This is a genomic window from Bacteroides sp. 1001302B_160321_D4 (assembly GCF_015667765.1).
GTDB lineage: Bacteria > Bacteroidota > Bacteroidia > Bacteroidales > Bacteroidaceae > Bacteroides > Bacteroides xylanisolvens.
On record NZ_JADPLO010000059.1, the window covers coordinates 1 to 19,317 of the forward strand.

At 43.0% G+C, this 19,317-nt stretch carries 17 protein-coding genes; 1 reads left to right on the forward strand and 16 read right to left on the reverse strand.

Features of this window, described 5'->3' with window-relative positions; all coding sequences use genetic code 11:
* Window positions 1–183: 183 nt before the first annotated feature.
* On the reverse strand, window positions 184–1,476 hold the full coding sequence (gene metK, locus KFO40_RS19690; protein WP_022198915.1) for a methionine adenosyltransferase: 1,293 nt from the start codon (window positions 1,474–1,476) through the stop codon (window positions 184–186).
* A gap of 230 nt (window positions 1,477–1,706) precedes the next feature.
* Between metK and KFO40_RS19695 the strand changes: the two genes are divergently transcribed.
* On the forward strand, window positions 1,707–1,895 hold the full coding sequence (locus KFO40_RS19695; protein ID WP_008023736.1) for a hypothetical protein: 189 nt from the start codon (window positions 1,707–1,709) through the stop codon (window positions 1,893–1,895).
* Here the strand turns inward: KFO40_RS19695 and folK are convergent.
* From folK to KFO40_RS19770, 15 genes are all read right to left on the reverse strand, one after another.
* Window positions 1,870–2,355, reverse strand: a complete 486-nt coding sequence (gene folK / locus KFO40_RS19700) for a 2-amino-4-hydroxy-6-hydroxymethyldihydropteridine diphosphokinase (protein WP_134985714.1) — start codon at window positions 2,353–2,355, stop codon at window positions 1,870–1,872. The two genes, KFO40_RS19695 and folK, sit on opposite strands and share 26 nt — an antisense overlap.
* On the reverse strand, window positions 2,355–3,413 hold the full coding sequence (gene queA / locus KFO40_RS19705; RefSeq protein ID WP_004298889.1) for a tRNA preQ1(34) S-adenosylmethionine ribosyltransferase-isomerase QueA: 1,059 nt from the start codon (window positions 3,411–3,413) through the stop codon (window positions 2,355–2,357). Before queA ends, folK begins: the two co-directional genes overlap by 1 nt.
* Window positions 3,414–3,430: 17 nt before the next feature.
* On the reverse strand, window positions 3,431–4,153 hold the full coding sequence (truB, locus tag KFO40_RS19710; RefSeq protein WP_004307793.1) for a tRNA pseudouridine(55) synthase TruB: 723 nt from the start codon (window positions 4,151–4,153) through the stop codon (window positions 3,431–3,433).
* Window positions 4,153–5,007 carry an undecaprenyl-diphosphate phosphatase gene (locus KFO40_RS19715; RefSeq protein WP_004322592.1) on the reverse strand — a complete coding sequence of 285 codons (855 nt, stop codon included), beginning with the start codon at window positions 5,005–5,007 and terminating at the stop codon, window positions 4,153–4,155. The genes truB and KFO40_RS19715 overlap by 1 nt, the downstream gene beginning before the upstream one ends.
* Before the next feature lie 2 nt (window positions 5,008–5,009).
* Entirely contained in the window at window positions 5,010–5,252 is a 243-nt protein-coding gene (locus tag KFO40_RS19720; protein WP_009001366.1) for a DUF3098 domain-containing protein, read from the reverse strand.
* A 113-nt stretch (window positions 5,253–5,365) separates the two neighbouring features.
* Window positions 5,366–6,247: a cell division protein FtsX gene (locus tag KFO40_RS19725; protein WP_022198918.1), complete on the reverse strand. Its 882-nt coding sequence runs from the start codon at window positions 6,245–6,247 to the stop codon at window positions 5,366–5,368.
* A gap of 3 nt (window positions 6,248–6,250) precedes the next feature.
* The gene (locus KFO40_RS19730) at window positions 6,251–7,150 is read right to left on the reverse strand and encodes a methyltransferase domain-containing protein (RefSeq protein WP_049701497.1); all 900 of its coding nucleotides are present in this window, start codon (window positions 7,148–7,150) and stop codon (window positions 6,251–6,253) included.
* 194 nt (window positions 7,151–7,344) lie between these two features.
* On the reverse strand, window positions 7,345–10,164 hold the full coding sequence (locus KFO40_RS19735; protein ID WP_198154744.1) for a TonB-dependent receptor plug domain-containing protein: 2,820 nt from the start codon (window positions 10,162–10,164) through the stop codon (window positions 7,345–7,347).
* Between the two features lie 454 nt (window positions 10,165–10,618).
* Window positions 10,619–11,068, reverse strand: a complete 450-nt coding sequence (locus tag KFO40_RS19740) for a hypothetical protein (protein ID WP_049701495.1) — start codon at window positions 11,066–11,068, stop codon at window positions 10,619–10,621.
* Window positions 11,069–11,070: 2 nt separating this feature from the next.
* Window positions 11,071–16,203 carry an FG-GAP-like repeat-containing protein gene (locus tag KFO40_RS19745; RefSeq protein WP_211146716.1) on the reverse strand — a complete coding sequence of 1,711 codons (5,133 nt, stop codon included), beginning with the start codon at window positions 16,201–16,203 and terminating at the stop codon, window positions 11,071–11,073.
* An 11-nt stretch (window positions 16,204–16,214) separates the two neighbouring features.
* Entirely contained in the window at window positions 16,215–17,237 is a 1,023-nt protein-coding gene (locus KFO40_RS19750; protein ID WP_211146717.1) for a hypothetical protein, read from the reverse strand.
* A gap of 8 nt (window positions 17,238–17,245) precedes the next feature.
* Window positions 17,246–17,935, reverse strand: coding sequence for a hypothetical protein (locus tag KFO40_RS19755; protein ID WP_049701493.1), 690 nt, complete (start codon window positions 17,933–17,935; stop codon window positions 17,246–17,248).
* A 104-nt stretch (window positions 17,936–18,039) separates the two neighbouring features.
* A complete protein-coding gene (locus KFO40_RS19760; RefSeq protein ID WP_005681936.1) occupies window positions 18,040–18,135 on the reverse strand; it encodes a smalltalk protein in 96 nt (31 codons plus the stop codon).
* A 5-nt stretch (window positions 18,136–18,140) separates the two neighbouring features.
* Window positions 18,141–18,677: an N-acetylmuramoyl-L-alanine amidase gene (locus KFO40_RS19765; RefSeq protein WP_134985718.1), complete on the reverse strand. Its 537-nt coding sequence runs from the start codon at window positions 18,675–18,677 to the stop codon at window positions 18,141–18,143.
* Window positions 18,678–18,778: 101 nt separating this feature from the next.
* On the reverse strand, window positions 18,779–19,297 hold the full coding sequence (locus tag KFO40_RS19770; protein ID WP_120079432.1) for an HU family DNA-binding protein: 519 nt from the start codon (window positions 19,295–19,297) through the stop codon (window positions 18,779–18,781).
* Between the last annotated feature and the right edge of the window lie 20 nt (window positions 19,298–19,317).

Here is a 19,317-nt window from a genome sequence, read left to right on the forward strand (position 1 = left end):
GCTTAAAGATACAAAAAAGGCAACTAACTCGCAATGAATTAGTTGCCTTAAATTTTATTATTTTAGGAATATCCCTATTTAAATATAACTTATTAAAAATCAAGAGCTACAACTTCAATTTCCATTAAAGGAAGTTGAAATTGCAGCTCTTTCTTAACAAGTTAAGCCCTGTTTCAGACTGTTTTACAGACCAAAAGCAGCTTTAATTTTATCTACGTAGTCGAGTTTCTCCCATGTAAAGAGTTCCACTTCCACAGTTTTGTCTCCTTCGTAACGAGAGAAGAATTTCTTCGTTATCACTTGCGGTTCACGTCCCATGTGACCGTAAGCGGCTGTTTCCTGATAAATAGGATTACGAAGTTTCAGACGTTCCTCGATAGCTTTCGGACGAAGATCGAACAATTGGTCGATAACACGCGCAATCTCGCCATCAGTCATGTTGACGTGAGAACGGCCGTAAGTATCTACAAAAATATTGATCGGACGAGCCACACCGATAGCATAGCTCACCTGTACAAGCATTTCATCTGCTACACCTGCCGCAACCATATTCTTTGCGATATGGCGTGCTGCATAAGCTGCACTACGGTCTACCTTGCTAGGATCTTTTCCGGAGAAAGCACCACCACCGTGAGCACCTTTACCACCATAAGTATCAACGATAATCTTACGACCTGTCAAACCGGTATCTCCGTGAGGACCACCAATTACGAACTTGCCCGTAGGATTCACATGATAAATGATTTTATCATTAAACAGTGCCAACACTTTATCGTGATGGATAGAAGCAATGACACGAGGCATCAGAATTTCAATCACATCACGGCGGATGATAGACAGCATTTCTTCGTCAGCTTTCAGCTGGGCAGCTTGAGAATCATCTTCCGGTTGGATAAAGTCATCATGTTGCGTAGAAACAACGATTGTATCGATGCGAACAGGAGCTCCGTTGTCATCATATTCGATAGTAACCTGGCTTTTGGCATCGGGGCGGAGATAAGTCATCACCTTTCCTTCACGACGAATGTCCGCCAGCACTTGCAGAATGCGGTGTGCCAGATCAAGAGAAAGCGGCATGTAATTTTCCGTTTCATTGGTAGCATAACCAAACATCATACCCTGGTCGCCTGCGCCCTGTTCCATCGGGTCCTGACGCTCTACACCACGGTTGATATCGGGGCTTTGCTCATGAATAGCAGAAAGCACACCACAAGAGTTACTTTCGAACATGTACTCTCCTTTGGTATAACCGATTTTCTTAATCACTTCACGTGCGATGAGTTGGAGATCAACGTACGCTTTTGTTTTCACTTCACCCGCTAGCACCACTTGTCCGGTAGTCACTAGTGTTTCGCAAGCTACTTTCGAACTGGGGTCGTAAGCCAACAGTTTGTCAAGCACAGCATCCGATATTTGATCGGCTACCTTGTCGGGGTGTCCTTCTGACACCGATTCGGATGTAAATAAGTATCCCATCTTTTTAAATTAAGAATTAAAAATTGAAAATTAAAAAATGAGAGAGAGTAGGAGAGGCGAGTGCTGCAAAGGATAAACCGAAAGGCGTCAATCAGACGTGTTTTAGCATTTTTTTCCGTGGTTGCAAGCTACTCAAATCTGTCCACACTTTCATTTCGGTTGCAAAGATAAAGAGATTTCGGAGATAATGAGTATCTTTGCCACGTATTTAACACATAAATAGATTTATAATGATTCTAAATAAGAAATTAAAAACGCTTTTGGTCTTGGCGCTCTATGTCGGATTCACGATTGCTATTTACGCCATTGTCTGCCATTTCATTGACAAGCCGTTTCAGGAGATCCATTTGCTGTATGCAGTACTAATAGGATGTATCGCCTATTTGCCGGTGTTTATTGCGGAGAAAAAGAAGAAGTAAGCTCTTTCATCGTTTTTCCGAGTACCGGATGAACTAATCCGGGAGCAATTTCCGCTAGTGGTTTCATAACGAAGTCGCGTTCTGTCATCAACGGATGGGGGAGGGTTAACTCTACTCCGGAAGCAGAAATCACAGAAAGCACTAAATCCTCATAAAGTAACAGGTCAATATCAATCAGACGGTCGCTATACATTCTGTTAACGGACTTTTGGGTACGCCCCAATTCTTTTTCAATCATTTGCGTCTCTTGCAATACCTCCAATGGAGATAATTTTGTCTCCACACAAACCGCCGCATTCAGGAAACTGTTATCGGAAGAAAATCCCCAAGGAGCAGTAACGTAAAAAGCAGACAGGGAAACTATTTTCCCTACCTGCTCTTCTATTTTTTGCACGGCATCCCGAAGATTTTGTTCTTTATCCCCAAGATTAGTGCCGAGTCCCAGATAAACTTTTGCCATTATTTGTCCAAAATCAGCATTGCATCTCCATACGTGCCGAAACGGTAACCTTCTTTCAATGCTACATGATAAGCATCCATCACCTGGTCATAACCACCAAAAGCAGCTACAATCATCAGTAAGGTAGAAAGCGGCATGTGGAAATTGGAAATCATTGAATTGGCTACGGTAAATTCATACGGAGGGAAGATAAACTTGTTCGTCCATCCTTCAAATTCCTTGAGATGTCCGTCAGTGCTGACTGCGCTTTCAATAGCACGCATCACTGTCGTACCTACCGCACATACATTTCTACCGTTATCTTTGGCACGATTCACGGTTTTCACCGCCATTTCGTTTACAAACATCTGTTCCGAATCCATCTTATGCTTCGTCAAGTCCTCTACGTCGATGTCGCGGAAGTTACCCAGACCAGCGTGCAAAGTGATATATGCGAAGTCTACACCTTTGATTTCCAGACGTTTCATCAACTCACGGCTGAAGTGTAAGCTAGCAGTCGGAGCAGTCACCGCACCTTCGTTCTTTGCAAAAATAGACTGGAAGCGTTCAGCATCTTCCGGTTCTACGGGACGGTTGATAATGGAGTGGGGGAGTGGAGTTTCACCCAGAGAATACAGTGCCTTTTTGAACTCGTCATGAGGTCCGTCGTAAAGGAAACGGAGCGTACGTCCGCGAGAAGTGGTATTATCAATCACTTCAGCCACCATTGAATCGTCCGGACCGAAATATAGCTTGTTACCGATACGTATCTTACGTGCCGGATCAACCAATACGTCCCACAAACGAAGTTCTTCATTCAACTCACGCAACAAGAATACCTCGATACGAGCACCTGTCTTCTCCTTGTTACCATACAAGCGGGCAGGAAACACTTTCGTATCATTGAATATAAACACATCTTTATCATCAAAGTAGTCCAACACATCTTTGAACATCTTGTGCTCAATCTTACCTGTATTACGATGCAATACCATCAAACGCGACTCATCTCTATATTTCATAGGATGTAGAGCGATCTTATCCTCGGGTAACTTAAATTTGAATTGTGATAATTTCATATCTATTCCTTATTACGTTAATTATTCTCTTCCTCATTTTCTATCTCCTGTCCGTCGATCCACTCTTTAAAGTGTTCGGGGTTCAGGCAGTCTTCCAACCGGACATCACCTACACGGGTGCGGATCAATCCTGTCAGGTGAGCTCCGCTATGGAGTGCTTCGCCGATGTCGCGGGCCAGGGCACGGATATAGGTTCCTTTGCTGCATACGACACGGATTTGAATCATCGGTTCCGGATCATCCAGTCGACATTCCAGCAATTCAATCTCGTCGATAACAAGCTGTTTTGCTTTTAGTTCGACTTCCTCTCCTTTCCGGGCCAGTTCGTAAGCACGCTTACCGTCTACCATACAGGCAGAGAAGGCAGGAGGTACCTGATCGATGGCACCGATAAAGTGCGTCAGTACTTCTTCCACCAGTTCCCTCGTGATATGTTCGGTAGGGTAGGTGGCATCTATTTCATGTTCCAAATCGTATGACGGAGTAGTAGCACCCAAACGCAACGTTGCGACGTACTCCTTCGTATGATATTGAAACTCTTCTATTCGTTTGGTTGCCTTGCCTGTGCATACAATCATCACCCCCGTTGCAAGAGGATCCAACGTTCCGGCATGACCGACTTTTAGTTTTTTCACTCCAATCCGACGGCAAATATGATAGCGGGCGTGCCCTACTACCTTAAATGAAGTCCAGCCAAGAGGTTTATTGAAAAACAGTACTTCTCCTTTTTTAAAATTCATCAGCCAATTTCTAAGTTGTATCCAAGCAACAGCATTACCAAAATGGTTCCGCCAACAATAATTCTGTACCAGCCAAATGCCTTAAAGCCATATTTCGTAACAAAGCTAATAAAGAACTTGATAGCCAGCAAAGCAACGACAAAAGCCACCACATTACCGATAATAAGTGCCGGCATGTTGTTGACAAGAATCTCGGTTCCACCATCCAGGAAGAGTTTCAACACCTTGTAACCGGTTGCCGCAAACATAGTTGGCACGGCAAGAAAGAATGAAAATTCGGCAGCATCCTTACGAGTCAACTTCTGGGCCATACCTCCGACAATGGTAGCCATCGAACGGGATACCCCCGGTATCATAGCAATACACTGAAACAAACCGATATTGAATGCCTTTTTTTCTGTCAGTACGGTATCTTCGCTTCCTTTCGAGAAAATCTTATCGCAGAACAGCATAAATATACCACCGATTACCAGCATCACTGCCACTATCGCTACACTTTCCAGCATCTCGTCTATCTTATCGCTAAACAGGAAACCCAAAATTGCAGCAGGAATAAAAGCCACCAGCAGTTTCCAGTAAAAATCGAATTTATGCAGAAAACACTTCAAAGCGGAAGCGCCTGCAGGAGCCGGTGTATGGTTCAACCGGAAAAAGCGTTTCCAGTAAAGGCAGACAACTGAAAGAATTGCGCCAAACTGAATAATTACAGTAAATGCTTTTACAAATTCTGTACTTTCTACTCCTAATATGTTTTGTGTAATAATCATGTGTCCTGTAGAAGAAACCGGTAGAAACTCTGTCAACCCTTCTACAATAGCAATAATAATCGTCTCAAATGTTGTTAAATCCCCCATCTTTATTCTTCTGTTTTTTGTGTTTTAGGTTTGCGCAATACTGCATAAATCATAGATATAAAGCCAAACAGGCAAACGACCGGCGCTACCTTGATTCTGCGTACACTGAAAATATCGGGTTCAAAAAGCGTTTCGGACGATGTAGGTCCCGTCATCAATAGAAAGCCGATAATAACAATCGCCATCCCTATTGCGAGCAAGATAAAGTTCACTTTATCAAAGGCAAATTTCTGCTTGTCAGACATAGTTTATTTAATTACAAATTACTAAATTCAATCATTCCCTTACTCTATCAGTCGGTTGTTACGGATGCTAATCACACGCAAACACAGGTTTGCCGTCAGTCATTCGCCATCCGCTAAATATAGTACAGGCTGTTTGCTTTCATTCTCAAGTATTTATTCATGGAGAAATAGGCGCATAGCCACGTTATTACAATTCCAAACGCCAATACGCTTGCACAGACTATCAACATGACTTCAGGCGTGATGACCTGAAGCAATTCCTGTTCGTACGTCACGGCCCAATAAGCGGTCCCCATCAATATGGAATCGGCAACGATGGCTGCCAATATCCCGCTCCATACATTCTTTCGAAGGAATGGCCCCCGGATGAATCCCCAACTCGCTCCTACCAACTTCATGGTGTGAATGAGGAAGCGTTTGGAGTAAATAGCCAGTCTTATGGTATTGTTTATCAGGGCAAAAGAGATAAAAGTAAGCACTACCGCCAAGGCAAGCAGTACCAGACTGATATTTCGTATGTTATCATTCACGGCGTCAATTAACTCCTTTCGATAGAGCACATCTTGTATGTTGATGTTCTTTTTAATCATTTTCTCTATCTTCGCAATGCTGTCGGAGTTTGCATAGTCGGAATGGAGTTTGATTTCAATGGAAGCGGTAAAAGGGTTATAGCCCAAGAATTCTTCCGGATCGGTTCCCATTGCTTCCGTCTGTTCTTTCAGTGCTTGTTTTTTAGAGATATATTCGGATTGTTTCACGAAAGGTTCCTGATTCAGCTTCTTCTGAAGTTTCAGTATATCCGCTTCTTTCATGTCGTCACTGATAAGAACGGAGAAACTGATATTCTCGCGGACATATACGGAAAGATTGTGTGCTGTCAATACGAAGAAGACAACCAGTCCCAGCAACAGCAACACTAATGTCGTACTGATACTCGACGTGATGAACTGCATGTCGAAAATCGAACCTGACTTATATTTGTTTTGATTTCCCATGCGTTATCTCTTTTTTCGGAATACATAAATCATTGAACTGCTGCGTTCTTTCCTTCCCAAAGCATTGAACCAGGCCAACGTCCCGGCAAACATCCCTTTCAGGAAACTGCATGAACTGCCACGATGTTTCTCGCTCAACATAGATACGTAAAACGCATCGAACGGCATCGGATGACGTGCCGCCATAATAAAGCCATGACGGGAAGCCAGCTGCTGTATAGTGCCCGGAGTGAAATGCCAGAGATGACGGGGAACGTCATAAGCCGCCCAATATTCACCGTAGCGCTTGGCATCATAAGAAGAGCAGTTGGGTACTGCCACAATCAATACTCCTTTTTCTGTCAGCAATTCGCGAAGCGTTTCCCAGGTCTCATTCAAAGATTCGAGATGCTCCATCACATGCCAGAGAGTGATGACATCAAAGCTAGCAGGAGCAAACTCTTTCAGAGCCGATTCGGGCTTTACCTCCAGTTCGAAATGTGTTTTTGCAAACTCACGTGCCTGCGGGCTTTTCTCCACTGCCTCTACCTTCCATCCCCGGCGAACCATTGTATCGGAAAAGTAACCGGTTCCCGTACCTATATCGAGCAAACGCCCCGTTTTACGATGCGCCTCTTTAGCTACCAAGCGCGCTTTGCGGCCCAGCATATAAGAACGTACGTAATGGTAGATATTATTCATCGCGCCCTTGCGCGTATCAGTGTGAGAAATATAGTCGGGAGTCTCATAATACTTGCCTATCTCTGCTTCCACGGGAACTCCTTGTGTGAATGTAAATCCACAGTCCTCACACGAATACAGTTCAAACTGTTCGCCCGAAGCATAAAAATCCGTACAAGTCATGACGCGTTTCAAGTGCATACCGCCACACACCGGACAAGCATTTATACTGAGTTTCTCCATTAACTATCTAAGCAAAATTAAGTGCTGCCTCGAATGACAAGACAACACTATACCCGAATTTGGTGCAAAGAAACAAATAAAAAGTGATGGATTGGGGTTTCGTTAAGGACTTTTAATAGAAGAGTTGTTCCCGATAGGAGGCAGAAGTAGTTTTGACAGCTCCTATCGGGACAAGTTCTCTTTTTTCAAGAAGATCAAAAAGTCAGATTAACGGAAAAGCCCATGTTTCTGTAGCTAGGCTGACGGAAATTGTCTATGCCCTGCCCCCAGGTTCCCGTGCTTGCCGTAGATTCCGGATCAAACGGAGCTTTATTGTACAACATAAGCAAATTACGTCCCACTAATGCCACCCGAACATCTTGTATCCATTTTACCCACCGGTTAACGGGGATATGATAGGCTATCGACATTTCAGCAAGACGAATATTAGTGGCATCATAGGTATACACTGTTCCCGTACATGCCTGTCCTACCTGCCGAAAGTAGTTCTCTGCCGGAATCTTTTCATCACTAACCCAGACACCGCCATTATCACGGGCTATTGCCGTAGCCTGCGAGACACCAAATCGATCCATAGCAGCTTGCGTCATCGACACACCTACACCACCAAAACGGGCATGAATCACAAAATCGAGTTCAAAGCCTTTCCATAAAAAACTGTTAGCCAAGCCCATCGTATATTTAGGATCAGTATTACCTGCATACACATAGTCGTATGCAGGATTGACAGTCTGTGAGGATTTATCAACAATAACATTCCCCTGTGCATCTCTCTGAAAATCTGTAATATATATATCACCTATAGAGCCACCTTCCTTCAATGGAGTATACCAACCGATACCTTTACCCATTTGGATTTCTTTTAAATTAAAATCGGTACCCGTTATAGGATTTTTCTGAGGTTCTAAAAGCTGCTTTACTTCATTCTTATTGATAGAATAAGTGAAACGTCCATCCCACTTTACCTGCCCGATATTCATATTTGTACTCAAGATAAGCTCGAAACCTTTATTATCAACCTTGGCCCCATTATACATGAAATAAATATCCCCCTGAAAGGGAATAGAAAGATATCCTCCAAACGGTAAATCGGAAGTAGATGTCTTGTACATTGTAAACGCCAAACTGATTTTATCATTAAGAAAACCTGCATTGAGTCCTATTTCGTGAGACTTAGTATGCTCGGGATCCAGCATATTATCCTCCAATCTGGGCTTCAAACCCACCCTTTTTTTATTCAAAAAGATATAATCAGTAAAACTATTACCGGTTTCACTATAGGTATAATTGAGTTTTAGAAACGAAAGGAATCGGTTGGGATTATCAGACAACCATCCTGTTGGGACTACAGATACCCCTACCGAAGGATAGATAACATCTGTTGAATAACTTGAATCATCATCCCAGAATTTCAGCCATTCCATTCGTCCGCCCAAATCAAGAAATAACAGGTTTTTATATCCCAATTGCGCAAGCATAAACAATGATGTAGCCCGGTCGTGATAATTGAAGTCTTGATCTCTATAGTAAGAGCCCCCATGTTTATCCAGCCCTGATAAATTAAACTGATTCACTACTCCCAATGCACCGTCAATGTAAGAGTTATCAAACTTCGTATCACAAATAGAAGAACCTAAAGTGGCATTAATCGAAAAGTCCCCTAGCTTTTTATTGACATTGAACAGGAGATCGGAATAAAACTGGGTATTCTTATCTTCAGACTCATAATACGAGCCCAAAGGATTGGCTTGAAGAGAAGACGCATAAAGTTTTTCGGTGGCAGTTTCTTTATCACGATCGTAATGAATACGCCCCGCCACATTGAGCCAGGAGGTCAAATCATATTTTGCTCCTATCCCACCTAGTAAACGTCTCTTTTTCTGATTGTACAGATTCCGGTTGATTATCCAATAAGGATTTTGCATACCCATCCCCATGTTTCCTAAAGGCCAATATTGCGCATTAGCCCCAAGTTTCGGATCGTAAACTTCAAAATGATTCTTGTAGTTATAATCGGGATTGACGCTAATACGCTCTTGCAACACATCAGGTACCAAATAGACAGGAACCAATGGATTACCATACATACCTTGCGATAACATATTCTGTTCTGCGGTATGAATATATCTCAAAGTAAAGTCGAGTTTCAGTCTATGATTTAATAAAGAAGATGTATTCCGGAATGAGAAATTGTAACGATCTACATCGTTGTTGGGAATGATGCCAGTGCCATTCATTGTGACAGCCGATACTCGGGTTTGATTATATTCATTTCCTATAGAAAGGCTAAGGGAATTATTGATAGTATGTCCGGTACGGAAAAAGTCTGCTGGATTCCATGACTGAGGATGATTCGTCTTTTCTCCCCACCCCGCCACGTAGGTCTGCTGGAATTCAGGCATGACAAGTGGCGAACTGAAAGTGGTACTATTCCCCAACTCTACTCTTAGTTTTCCGGAATGTGCTTTCTTTGTATTAATCATCACCACACCGCTAGCGGAACGACTACCATACAAAGTAGAAGCTGCTGCGGTACTCAAAACAGAAATGCTCTTTATATCATCAGGAGAGAAAGCTGCTATACCATCACCAGTCTGCCAGTTAGAGGTATTTACATTAAAAGATTGCTCTGGCTCCAATCGTGGCAAAGGTACACCATCCAAAGTAAAAAGCACATTGTTGGATTTTAATATGGAACGGTAACCACGCAACACCATCCTTACTGAACCACCCACACCGGAAGCACTGGGATTAATAGCAGCTCCCGCCACTCTTCCTATCAGGGAGTTTACGAAATTGGCGTCTTTCACCTTCATCAGATCGGCCCCATCAATCTGTTGTGGACTGTATGCCAACTTCACCGTATCCTTTGGAGAAGTTTCATGATCCGCATAAATCATAGAAACAGGTAACAAGGCCAATAAAAGAATCGCACCTCCTTTTTTCATCAAAGAAATGTACAAAGATTGTGAGAAGCCACAACTAAGCAAAGTTTTGAGAGTAAATGCTTTCATAGGCATCAAATATTTAGATTTTGGTTACTACAAACTATTCATGTATCAAAGTTTATAGAAAAACTATATACATAATATAAATACAACTATAAGGAGCTTTCTACTAAAAGAGAAATGAGACTTTTTAAGAAAAATCTTAAATTATATTTTAGATAGTTTCTATTTCCCTTTACTAACAAAATTCAAATTACATACTTTCGAATGCATAATTTCGAAGAATATTATACAGCCCTAAAAAACATTCAATTTAGAGAATATAAAATACCCTGATATAAATTGGCTGTTTTTAGTCGACTTATATTAGGGTAAGATACATATCGGACGACAATCCATCAGCGATGTAACTGTACATTCTCTGTAGCCAAGTGTCGTCCGGGGCTTTTTGAATATAAACCATAAAAGAAAGTAGGAAGAAAACAAACCCAGTTCCCTTCCTACTTGATGAATAAAAGTTCTATTTGCTCTTTCTCAGTTTTCTGACGACCTCGTTTATGGGTACTAATCTTTTACTTTGATAAACAATCGCAGCATCATACCCTGTTTTTGCCACTTGATCTTCGTTAAAAATGACCAATTGATCGGTACATAAGGGCAAGTAACCTTTTTGGTTTACAAAATACTTTATCCTATCAAAATATTCTTTTTTTGTGCTTTTGATCGTCCCTGCATTGCCTTTAAAAAATGCAACTCTCTTTCCGTGAAAATCAAATGTGCTTTTTATCGTTTGATAATTAAAATTCAGATATTTACTTTCACAAATATTCAGGGTAACCATAGTATCTTCCCCCATTTTGACAAGACAGTCTAAAATATCTTTTTGCCTGTCTTGTTCGGATTTATCTTGCCCCATTAATGAAATGTTAAAAATCATAGGCAGGAATAGAATTAAAAGTAAATGTTTCATTTTTATTTATTAAAAAAATAACTATAAGTCCACGGTCTAATACCATTTCCCCACAAATACATTTGTGCATTTAAGAGATATGGATGTATTCCTATATTGAACAATCCCGATAAATTCAATGCAACAGAAGTATGTGTAACACAACTGCTCAATTCCAAGCTATAGATAAATTTGCCAGAATTCTCCATCTTATTAAGCCATTGTCCATATTTCATTATTGTACCCTTATTGACATTAAGAGTTTGTCGCCAAAACACTTCTCCTGCACCTGTATGAGTATCCCAATGGTTTGTTCCTTTCATCCAATGCCAACTGCCATTCCCGTCGACATACCTATTGGGACCGACTGAAATAATACCATTAGGGTCAGCATTAGCAGGATTTCCATTGCCCAAACCAGTTCCTGTCATAGTTCCTTCATTTACTAATGCAGAATGCCCTACAGCATCCGAATTTTCAGTAACCAAATCAACCTTTTGAGGATTAAATCCTATCAACGCATCACTCAAATTTGCCAGTGCTCCAAGCCCATATCCGATATTCTCCAGTACAGAATTCCCTTTTTCGCCGAGATATCCAAAATCTCCATTCGTAAAGTCGTAAGAGACTGCACCAAGACTGATTGATATCGGCGTTTGTCCACCGGTATAAGCCCAAGTACCTACCGAGTTGACAAGCGAAGAACCAGCTATAGCCACAGTGTTCGCCATTGGAATTCCTGAAGTCGCTATCGCTCCACCTACATAACCTGACACACCGCCTACAACAGCACCACCAAGCATATAACCCCAAGTTTTACCGGAGCTCCAATCCCATTTTACAGGATTATATTGTCCTTTATTAGCTATAACACCACCCGAATACATACCAATTGCAGCACCAATAATTACAGGAACAAACCAAAGAAACTCTCCATTCCGATCCACATAGCACAGTGGATTATTCATCGCATACATATACCGATTATACGACTGCGTAAAGTCCAACACCTGCACATATGGGTCAGGACTCAAGAATCTTCCCAGCACTGGATCATACAGACGGGCATTCATGTTAATCAATCCAAAGAACGAAAGATGCTCGTGTCCTGTAAAGCCTCGATCCAGCATCAGCTCAGGCTCCGTACCTGGTGCATAAACGGTTTGGGTAGCGGGATTGCGCAATCTTCCCCAAGCATCAAAGCTATTCTCTTCCACTACGTTTCCTTGTGCATCGGCTATTTGTAAAATGCTGCCTAAGTAATCCCGATGAATAAAGAAAACAGATAAGCGATTACCTTCTTTTATTAATACCGCAGGAGCATCATAATATCCGCCGCCAAGATAAAGCTTTTCTTTGACACTGCCAAGAGATTCGTCTATTTCGTAGTTACCACCCAGATAGTAACGAGTCAACTCATTCTGATTGTTCACAGAATACTGCATACGTATGCGCTCATGATTGGCGTTGTACGTCAACATGACTTTCTTCGTATCCAGCATGATAACAGAAGGACGCTGGGCAGCGGTATAAGTGATGTCAATACCTGACTTTACCGGGTCTCCCCCGTTGTAATCCAAACCAGTCACTGCATAGGGGCGATTAGGATTAGTATAATTCAGGCCCAAGTTATTTTCATTACTCTTCCTGCGAATATTGCCCAAATCGTCATAGATGATACTGTTATGTCCTTCAATTCGTAAGCGGTTCAATTCATCATAACCGAAGTTTTCCGACAACCCTCTCGTCTCATCCGTACGATTCTCTAGACTGTTGGTTTCCGTATTGAAGCTGTAGCTATGGTCGAACATGACTGTTTCGTCTGCCCTCATAATGCTGCGTCTTGTAAGTAATCCACAATCATTAAAGGTATAGCTGCGTTGCATACCACCGGCGGTAAGCTTCGTCAATTGGCCCAACTCGTTCTCTTCATCGTGACGATACACCAAGGTCCCGTCCTGCAAGCGGACTTCGGACAAGAAACCGTTCCGGTAAATCAGATGCTCGGTAGCCAATGTTCCGTTTTGAGAAGTATAAACCACATCGGATGGCAGTCCAGTGGTAGTGTAGCCATACGTTTTCTGTAACCACTTGCCGTCTGGCGCTTTTTCACGCTGCATTTCCAGCCTGCCATATCCGTCGTAAACGTTGTACATACCACTGCCATTGCTCGACACTGCCGAGAGCAGCAGGTTCTCTGTATTGTCATAGGTGTAGACCGTTGTCATGTCAGGGGTAGTCTGCCTGGTTATTCTCCCGTAGCAATCGTACTCTTTCACAATCTCACGACTATCAGCATCCGTTTCCTTACATATGTTTCCGGCAGCGTCGTATGCTGTACGCCTGATTCCGGCACTCGGGTCTTTGATAGCAATGCGCCGACCGTACTTATCGTAGTAGAAACGGGTCTGTATTTCTTTCTGATTCGCCTTTACTACTGCTACTATCGGTTGTCCGTCAGGGCGGTAGTAATAGTCAATAATTCCCCCGTTATCCGCAACCTGCGTCATCAGTCCCGCAGCGTCATACTTGCGAATGCGGCGAATACCATTCTCTAGAACAGTGTCCGTCAAAATTCCATAGGCGCAGGAATCTATTTTCCCCGAGGCGTGGCGGGTAGAGGTAAGACGGTTGAACTTGTCGTATACAAAGTGGGTCCAGTGTGAAGGCACGCTATCCTTAGTCGGTAGTGATTCTTTTTCCAACAAGCCAGTCTTGGGGTTATACACCTTATCTATTTTCATTTCCCGTTCATCAAAGCGAATCTGCGATGTACGCACTTCACGCTTGAGAAAGTCATAATACATTTTCGTCACGGGTTTTCCGGTCTCAGTAGCGGTTACAACATACAGTCCGGGGTCCTTTCCCTGGCTCCATGCAATTGATAGCTGTTTCGCACTCCCGTCAGGATAGCTGGTTTCCATAAGACGTCCCCATGCATCATAGATGTAGCGGGTGATGCGTCCTTTAGCGTCAGAACTGCTTTGCAAAAGTCCGGTTGCAGGGTCATACGTATAGTCAATAGATAGTCCCATGGCATTAGTCTTTTTAAGCAGGCGTCCGTTAGGGTAGTACATAAATGTGTATCCTAATGTATCTGTTGACTCATAAGAGCATTGCTTCTGCTTGATTAGCTGCAAACGGTCGTTATACTCGTAACGTTCTTGGGAAGTGATACTTCCATTGATAAAGTTTGTTCTACAAACAGGCCAATAACGGTCGTCGTAATCTACTCTTACTTCCTGGATAACAGTTGAATCATTACGGAAGTTCTTTGTCACGGAATAAAGCGGAAGTCCCAATAGATACAAATCACTATTTTCCACATTCTCATAACCATGCGATTTCGTTTCCTTAAGGACGCCACAGGAAGTGGATACAGCAACCACCTGCCCATACCCATTATGTTCATACCTAGTCACTTTTTCCGTTTCATTGAGAGCATTCTTCACCGTTTCTTTCTGTAATTTCAGAAGGATCGTTTTATCCTGTGCCCTCTCCAACACATATTTACGTACAACTGTATCAGTGGGAGTTTCCTTTTTTATCTCCGCACCTAACAATTCCGGATCAAATACGGAAGTCATCAGACGTTTATTTATAACGTCTTCCGTCTCAATTTTCCGGAAACCACGGAATCCGAGCCCCGTACAGTGGAAAACGGCATGAGTATAGTTGTAGTATTCCCACGAAAGCTGCTCGCCTCCCTTTGTTTTTTTCAGCCATGACGGAACATACAGATGAGGAGTCATTACCGCATGTGGGTAACTAATATACCCAAATGATGGACTCAAAGTACCCTTATAGCGACTTTCGGGAACTTTCATTATATCCATATAATAGTGGTTCGAAGTCACTCCATAACTATCGGTTAGGTCATGTAACATACGCTGTTCTGACTCGTTATGAGAATAATCATATACATGGAGATTCTCATTGTCCACGCAGATAAGCCCGCCCGACCAGTAGTAAGATTGCGCTACATTAGCCATAGCAAACTGCGCCGAAAGATTATCCATTTGCAAAACAGAACGGATATTATAGTTCTGACTTATTTTTCCATTCTCGTTCAAGTGAAGATAGATTTTCCCACGCACGTTACGCAGCAAATCCGGCAAGCCGTCACTATCCACATCCACCAACATGAAGTTCTGCCCAACCGTCTCGTGAAAACAGTAGAACAATTCCTCTGTATGCACTTTAAATCCAGGATTAGCGGAACTGTAGGAAGAGTTGCCGGTTGATAACAGAAACTTCCACTGCTTGCCGTTCTCCACATTCCAGTCAAAGACCACCAAGTCACGCTGGGGTACACTCGGATCAACCATACACTCCTGGCCGGAGTAGGGATGTACATAATGTTTATATCCACTCGCACTAACGCTTTTCAGATTACTCTCACTATCACATGCACCATGGCAAATTCCATCTCCGAAGTGTTTAAACCCATCCTTACAATGCACACGACGTGGCCCCAGAATAATATCCATATTCCCGTCACCGTTCATATCAGCCACCATCAGTTCCCTGTCCTTTATAGTACCGCTTTCAAAATTGAAGTGCATGATATTAATAGCACTAGAGTATGCCAGTTGCCTGAACCCATCACCGGTAAACTCGTAAACATAAAGACCGTTTATGTTGATCAGACAGATATCCGTTTTTCCATCACCATTATAATCCATAGGAATCAGTCGATCGGCATGCAATGCCCGACTATCTGCTTGGTACAGTGCAAAGTCAAAACAGGTTCCATTATAAATCGCTTTACGGCTATTCAAGTCTACCAGCAAGGCACGTGACGGATATTTCTTTCTATTCGAATCATAGCAAGTGGATATAGCCAGCAGCTCTGCCTTTCCATCCCCATTAAAGTCACCGGTAAGTACCTGCCGTTCATGAACATATCCATCCCATTCCGAGTATACATAATCCGAATGACGATTAGGATCGACATTATTTGTATATACAGACACCATCAACCGATCTTCATCATAATTCACTTTTACCGGTTCCTCCAATCCATCCCCATTCACATCTACCGCTTCCAATTGCTTAAAGCCTTTTCCTGCTGTAAATATGACGGGAGAAACGGGAGAAGTCGACAAATCTTTATATACCAGTAAATGCTGGTCTTCTTTATACTCACCTAACACCGGATACGAAATTAAACCGTCACTTTTCGACGCCCGGCTAAACTTTCCACGTGACAAGGCAAGTGACCTGTGAGAATTGGCTCCCTGAACAGAATTCGGAAAATACTTCTGTAAATAAATAGTTGCCCACTAAGAAACTCAATGCTCCTTCCATCTCCGTACTTGAAACGCAGAGGAGTTAATTTGCCGCTTTCTGTCTCGCAATCCAATTGTACCGGCAGATCCACGCCTCTATTTTGATAAGAAAGCAGATAACGCCGCCACAGTGTACTTTTATAAAAAGATTCCACTTTTTCCAGTAAACGACTATATTTAAATGCTTTTCCATCAACATAGCGTGTGATGTCATCAGTCACATTGCGATAGGTAAATACTATGGAATCATTATATACGCTTCCAGCTTCTCCATACAGAATCTTACGAATATAAGGTAAATTATCAACCTGAGTATAGTCATATTTAATAGTTCTACCTTTACGGTTCGTATATGAAGTCATCACGTAGCTGAAAGGAGCTTGCGCAAAGGCTTCAAACAAAGCGATGTTTCCATCTGGATAACGAGCTTGCAATGAACCGTTCGCCAATTTTTTCACTTTCACGAATCCCTGTTCGCTTTGCCAACTATTCGTACCAGTTTTTAACAAGCGGATACCATCCAACATCAACTTATCTTCGTTCAAAGAGAGAGGAGATGATTTTCCATCATAATAGATTGTTCCAGCCACGTGGGTGATACCGGAGAGCCCACTGATATTCCACCCATACCCCAATGCGCTTTCACGTTGTTGGCTATTGTAACAGAACGACAAACGGGGGTGAAAGTCTTCCGGATCAGGATGAATATCGATTGCCACCTGATAGGTAACAGCTCCCGTGGGAGTAAGGGCGTATTGAATAGGTATTTCACCTACTTCGTACCCCGTATTAGCGTAGTCATTACCACCTTCTAATGTTGTTGCGCCCTGCGCTTTTGCAGAAAGGGCCGTCAGTGAGGCGATTATTAAAATAATGAATCTTTGTATCATATTTTTCATATATATTGCTATTTCTTATTAGTTTTAATTCGATTACCCGACTGATCGTATTGGTACCATACCGGGCTATTATCCGGTTCCTCCGGCAGAATTTCCGGTTCATCAGGAATGCCAGGTGATAAATCGGCTATAATAGTTATTCCCAGTTCTCCATTGGGAACAGAACCATTCATGTATTTATATCCTGCAGTAATAATAAAATAGGTGCCGGCAGGTAAATTTTTCAAATGGATATAAGCAAGTCCATGAGAAGCACCTTCAGGGATACCAAGCTTCTCCGGATCAAAATCCGGGGACATAAAGTCTCCCTCTTCAAAAATTTCGACCTCTTCTATGTTTACATCACTGTCTGGCTGAAGTTCAGAAAGGAGTCGATATACAAACAAGGAACTAAATCCCATGCGTGAGTTCCAGTTATGGACAATTACATTTCCCGAAGCCGGAATCTCCATCCGATAAAAAACGGCATTCCCTTGAGTCTTCTGATAATGGCTGCTCCCTTTAGGCATGTAAATGAAGCTATTATACCAAGGTGGCACTTTCCGTGTATCGCGTACATCCGTAAATATCATTTTTCCAATGTCGAATGTCACTGGTATTGCGTCATAATAATAGGTACCATCTTTTTCTACGGTTTGCGCCTGCAGTCCCAATCCCCAAAATACTGCTAATAATATGAATATAATTCGTTTAGTCATTGTGTTTATTGTTATAATTCACTATTGGATAATTCTACAAAGCCCCGCCATGCCAAACTGGCGCGCACAATTTTGCATAGTGGGGATTATTCAGCATTTCTCTTTTACAAATTCATCGCATTAGCGCCTAAAACGCCTGCCAAAGCCGAAGCCACTGCGATAACCACCTTCAGGATCATATCCCATACTGATTTCTTCATTGCCATCATTTACCTCCTTTCTGTTCTTTAATGTGTTGTGTTACTCTGTGTTTCTCCGTACTTCCAGTCTCATCAGTTCTATCGGCAAATTCTCCGAACTCCTTGAATTCCTTTGCCACATCGAAGCACGGGCACTGTTTAATCCACTCTTCCGGTTCTATCTCACCGTTTCCGTTCAAGTCCGGCGAAAGATCCCGGTGTCCGCAGACCCGGCAGCCGGAAAATTTCTCCTGTAGTTGCCCGACGAGTTGCCGGAGCGTAGCCCGCTGTGCCGGGGTCCGGGTATCTGCCGGGCGTCCCCGGCAGTCCAGACCACCTTCATAGCAGATACCTATCGAGTGAGCGTTGAAACCTTTGGCGTGTGCTCCGATGCGTTCCACGGGCCGGGTAAGGTGCACTGTTCCATCCTTGCGGATGTAGTAGTGATAGCCTGTTCCGTTAAATCCGCGACGCCGGTGCAACCGGTCCAAATCTTCCGGAGAAAGTATACAATCCTCCCTCGTAGCGCTGCAATGCACCACAATCAAGTTGATAATCCTCATGTTAGTGGATGATTTCTAGTTTAGTTAAAAGCCAAATGTTTAGTTAAGCCTACGACGTTTGTCGTTTACATTTTGTGTACTCTTCACTGCTGTGACGCCATTTATGCAGCCGGATCGGGCGCTTCTCCGCCTCCTTCATTACCGCCTCCACCGGGCTTGTCGCTTCCACCGGAGTTGCCGCCTTCCGCACTACCCGCATCGGAAACAAGTTTATCATAACGGGCACACTTCGCACCGGTCACCATCGAACGGGTAGCGGTAGTGCGGTCAAGGTTCCTGGTAGTCGCCGGTTGGAAACGGACGGTAAGCGTAGCCTGTGCAGCCGACACTTCGTCAGAGGTTTCCACACCTTTGCCACGAGCCACCATCACCATACGGAAGGTACCAAGACCGTCCACGCTTACGCTTTCCGAAGATTGCAAGTGTTGACCCATCACCGTCACCAGGTTGTCGAGTGTGTTTTTTACGTCACCCGGAGAGAGGGAAGAGTAGGCTGCTATCTCTTTCGAAAGTTGTGCGGAATCTACGTTTCCCGAACGTACAACTCGGGGGTAGAAGAGTTTTTTACCGCTTTTTTTGTCTTCCAGAGTTGACTGGAAGGGTTTGTACAATACTGGCATAATTGTAATAGTTTTTAGTC

Excerpts from the sequence above, each read along its gene's own strand:
- KFO40_RS19750 (WP_211146717.1), bottom strand. The coding sequence starts at position 17,237 with ATGAAAAATATGATACAAAGATTCATTATTTTAATAATCGCCTCACTG.
- truB (WP_004307793.1), bottom strand. The coding sequence starts at position 4,153 with ATGAATTTTAAAAAAGGAGAAGTACTGTTTTTCAATAAACCTCTTGGC.
- KFO40_RS19770 (WP_120079432.1), bottom strand. The coding sequence starts at position 19,297 with ATGCCAGTATTGTACAAACCCTTCCAGTCAACTCTGGAAGACAAAAAA.
- KFO40_RS19730 (WP_049701497.1), bottom strand. The coding sequence starts at position 7,150 with ATGGAGAAACTCAGTATAAATGCTTGTCCGGTGTGTGGCGGTATGCAC.
- folK (WP_134985714.1), bottom strand. The coding sequence starts at position 2,355 with ATGGCAAAAGTTTATCTGGGACTCGGCACTAATCTTGGGGATAAAGAA.
- metK (WP_022198915.1), bottom strand. The coding sequence starts at position 1,476 with ATGGGATACTTATTTACATCCGAATCGGTGTCAGAAGGACACCCCGAC.
- KFO40_RS19695 (WP_008023736.1), top strand. The coding sequence starts at position 1,707 with ATGATTCTAAATAAGAAATTAAAAACGCTTTTGGTCTTGGCGCTCTAT.
- KFO40_RS19715 (WP_004322592.1), bottom strand. The coding sequence starts at position 5,007 with ATGGGGGATTTAACAACATTTGAGACGATTATTATTGCTATTGTAGAA.
- KFO40_RS19765 (WP_134985718.1), bottom strand. The coding sequence starts at position 18,677 with ATGAGGATTATCAACTTGATTGTGGTGCATTGCAGCGCTACGAGGGAG.
- KFO40_RS19720 (WP_009001366.1), bottom strand. The coding sequence starts at position 5,252 with ATGTCTGACAAGCAGAAATTTGCCTTTGATAAAGTGAACTTTATCTTG.
- KFO40_RS19725 (WP_022198918.1), bottom strand. The coding sequence starts at position 6,247 with ATGGGAAATCAAAACAAATATAAGTCAGGTTCGATTTTCGACATGCAG.
- KFO40_RS19735 (WP_198154744.1), bottom strand. The coding sequence starts at position 10,164 with ATGAAAGCATTTACTCTCAAAACTTTGCTTAGTTGTGGCTTCTCACAA.
- KFO40_RS19740 (WP_049701495.1), bottom strand. The coding sequence starts at position 11,068 with ATGAAACATTTACTTTTAATTCTATTCCTGCCTATGATTTTTAACATT.
- KFO40_RS19760 (WP_005681936.1), bottom strand. The coding sequence starts at position 18,135 with ATGAAGAAATCAGTATGGGATATGATCCTGAAGGTGGTTATCGCAGTG.
- queA (WP_004298889.1), bottom strand. The coding sequence starts at position 3,413 with ATGAAATTATCACAATTCAAATTTAAGTTACCCGAGGATAAGATCGCT.
- KFO40_RS19755 (WP_049701493.1), bottom strand. The coding sequence starts at position 17,935 with ATGACTAAACGAATTATATTCATATTATTAGCAGTATTTTGGGGATTG.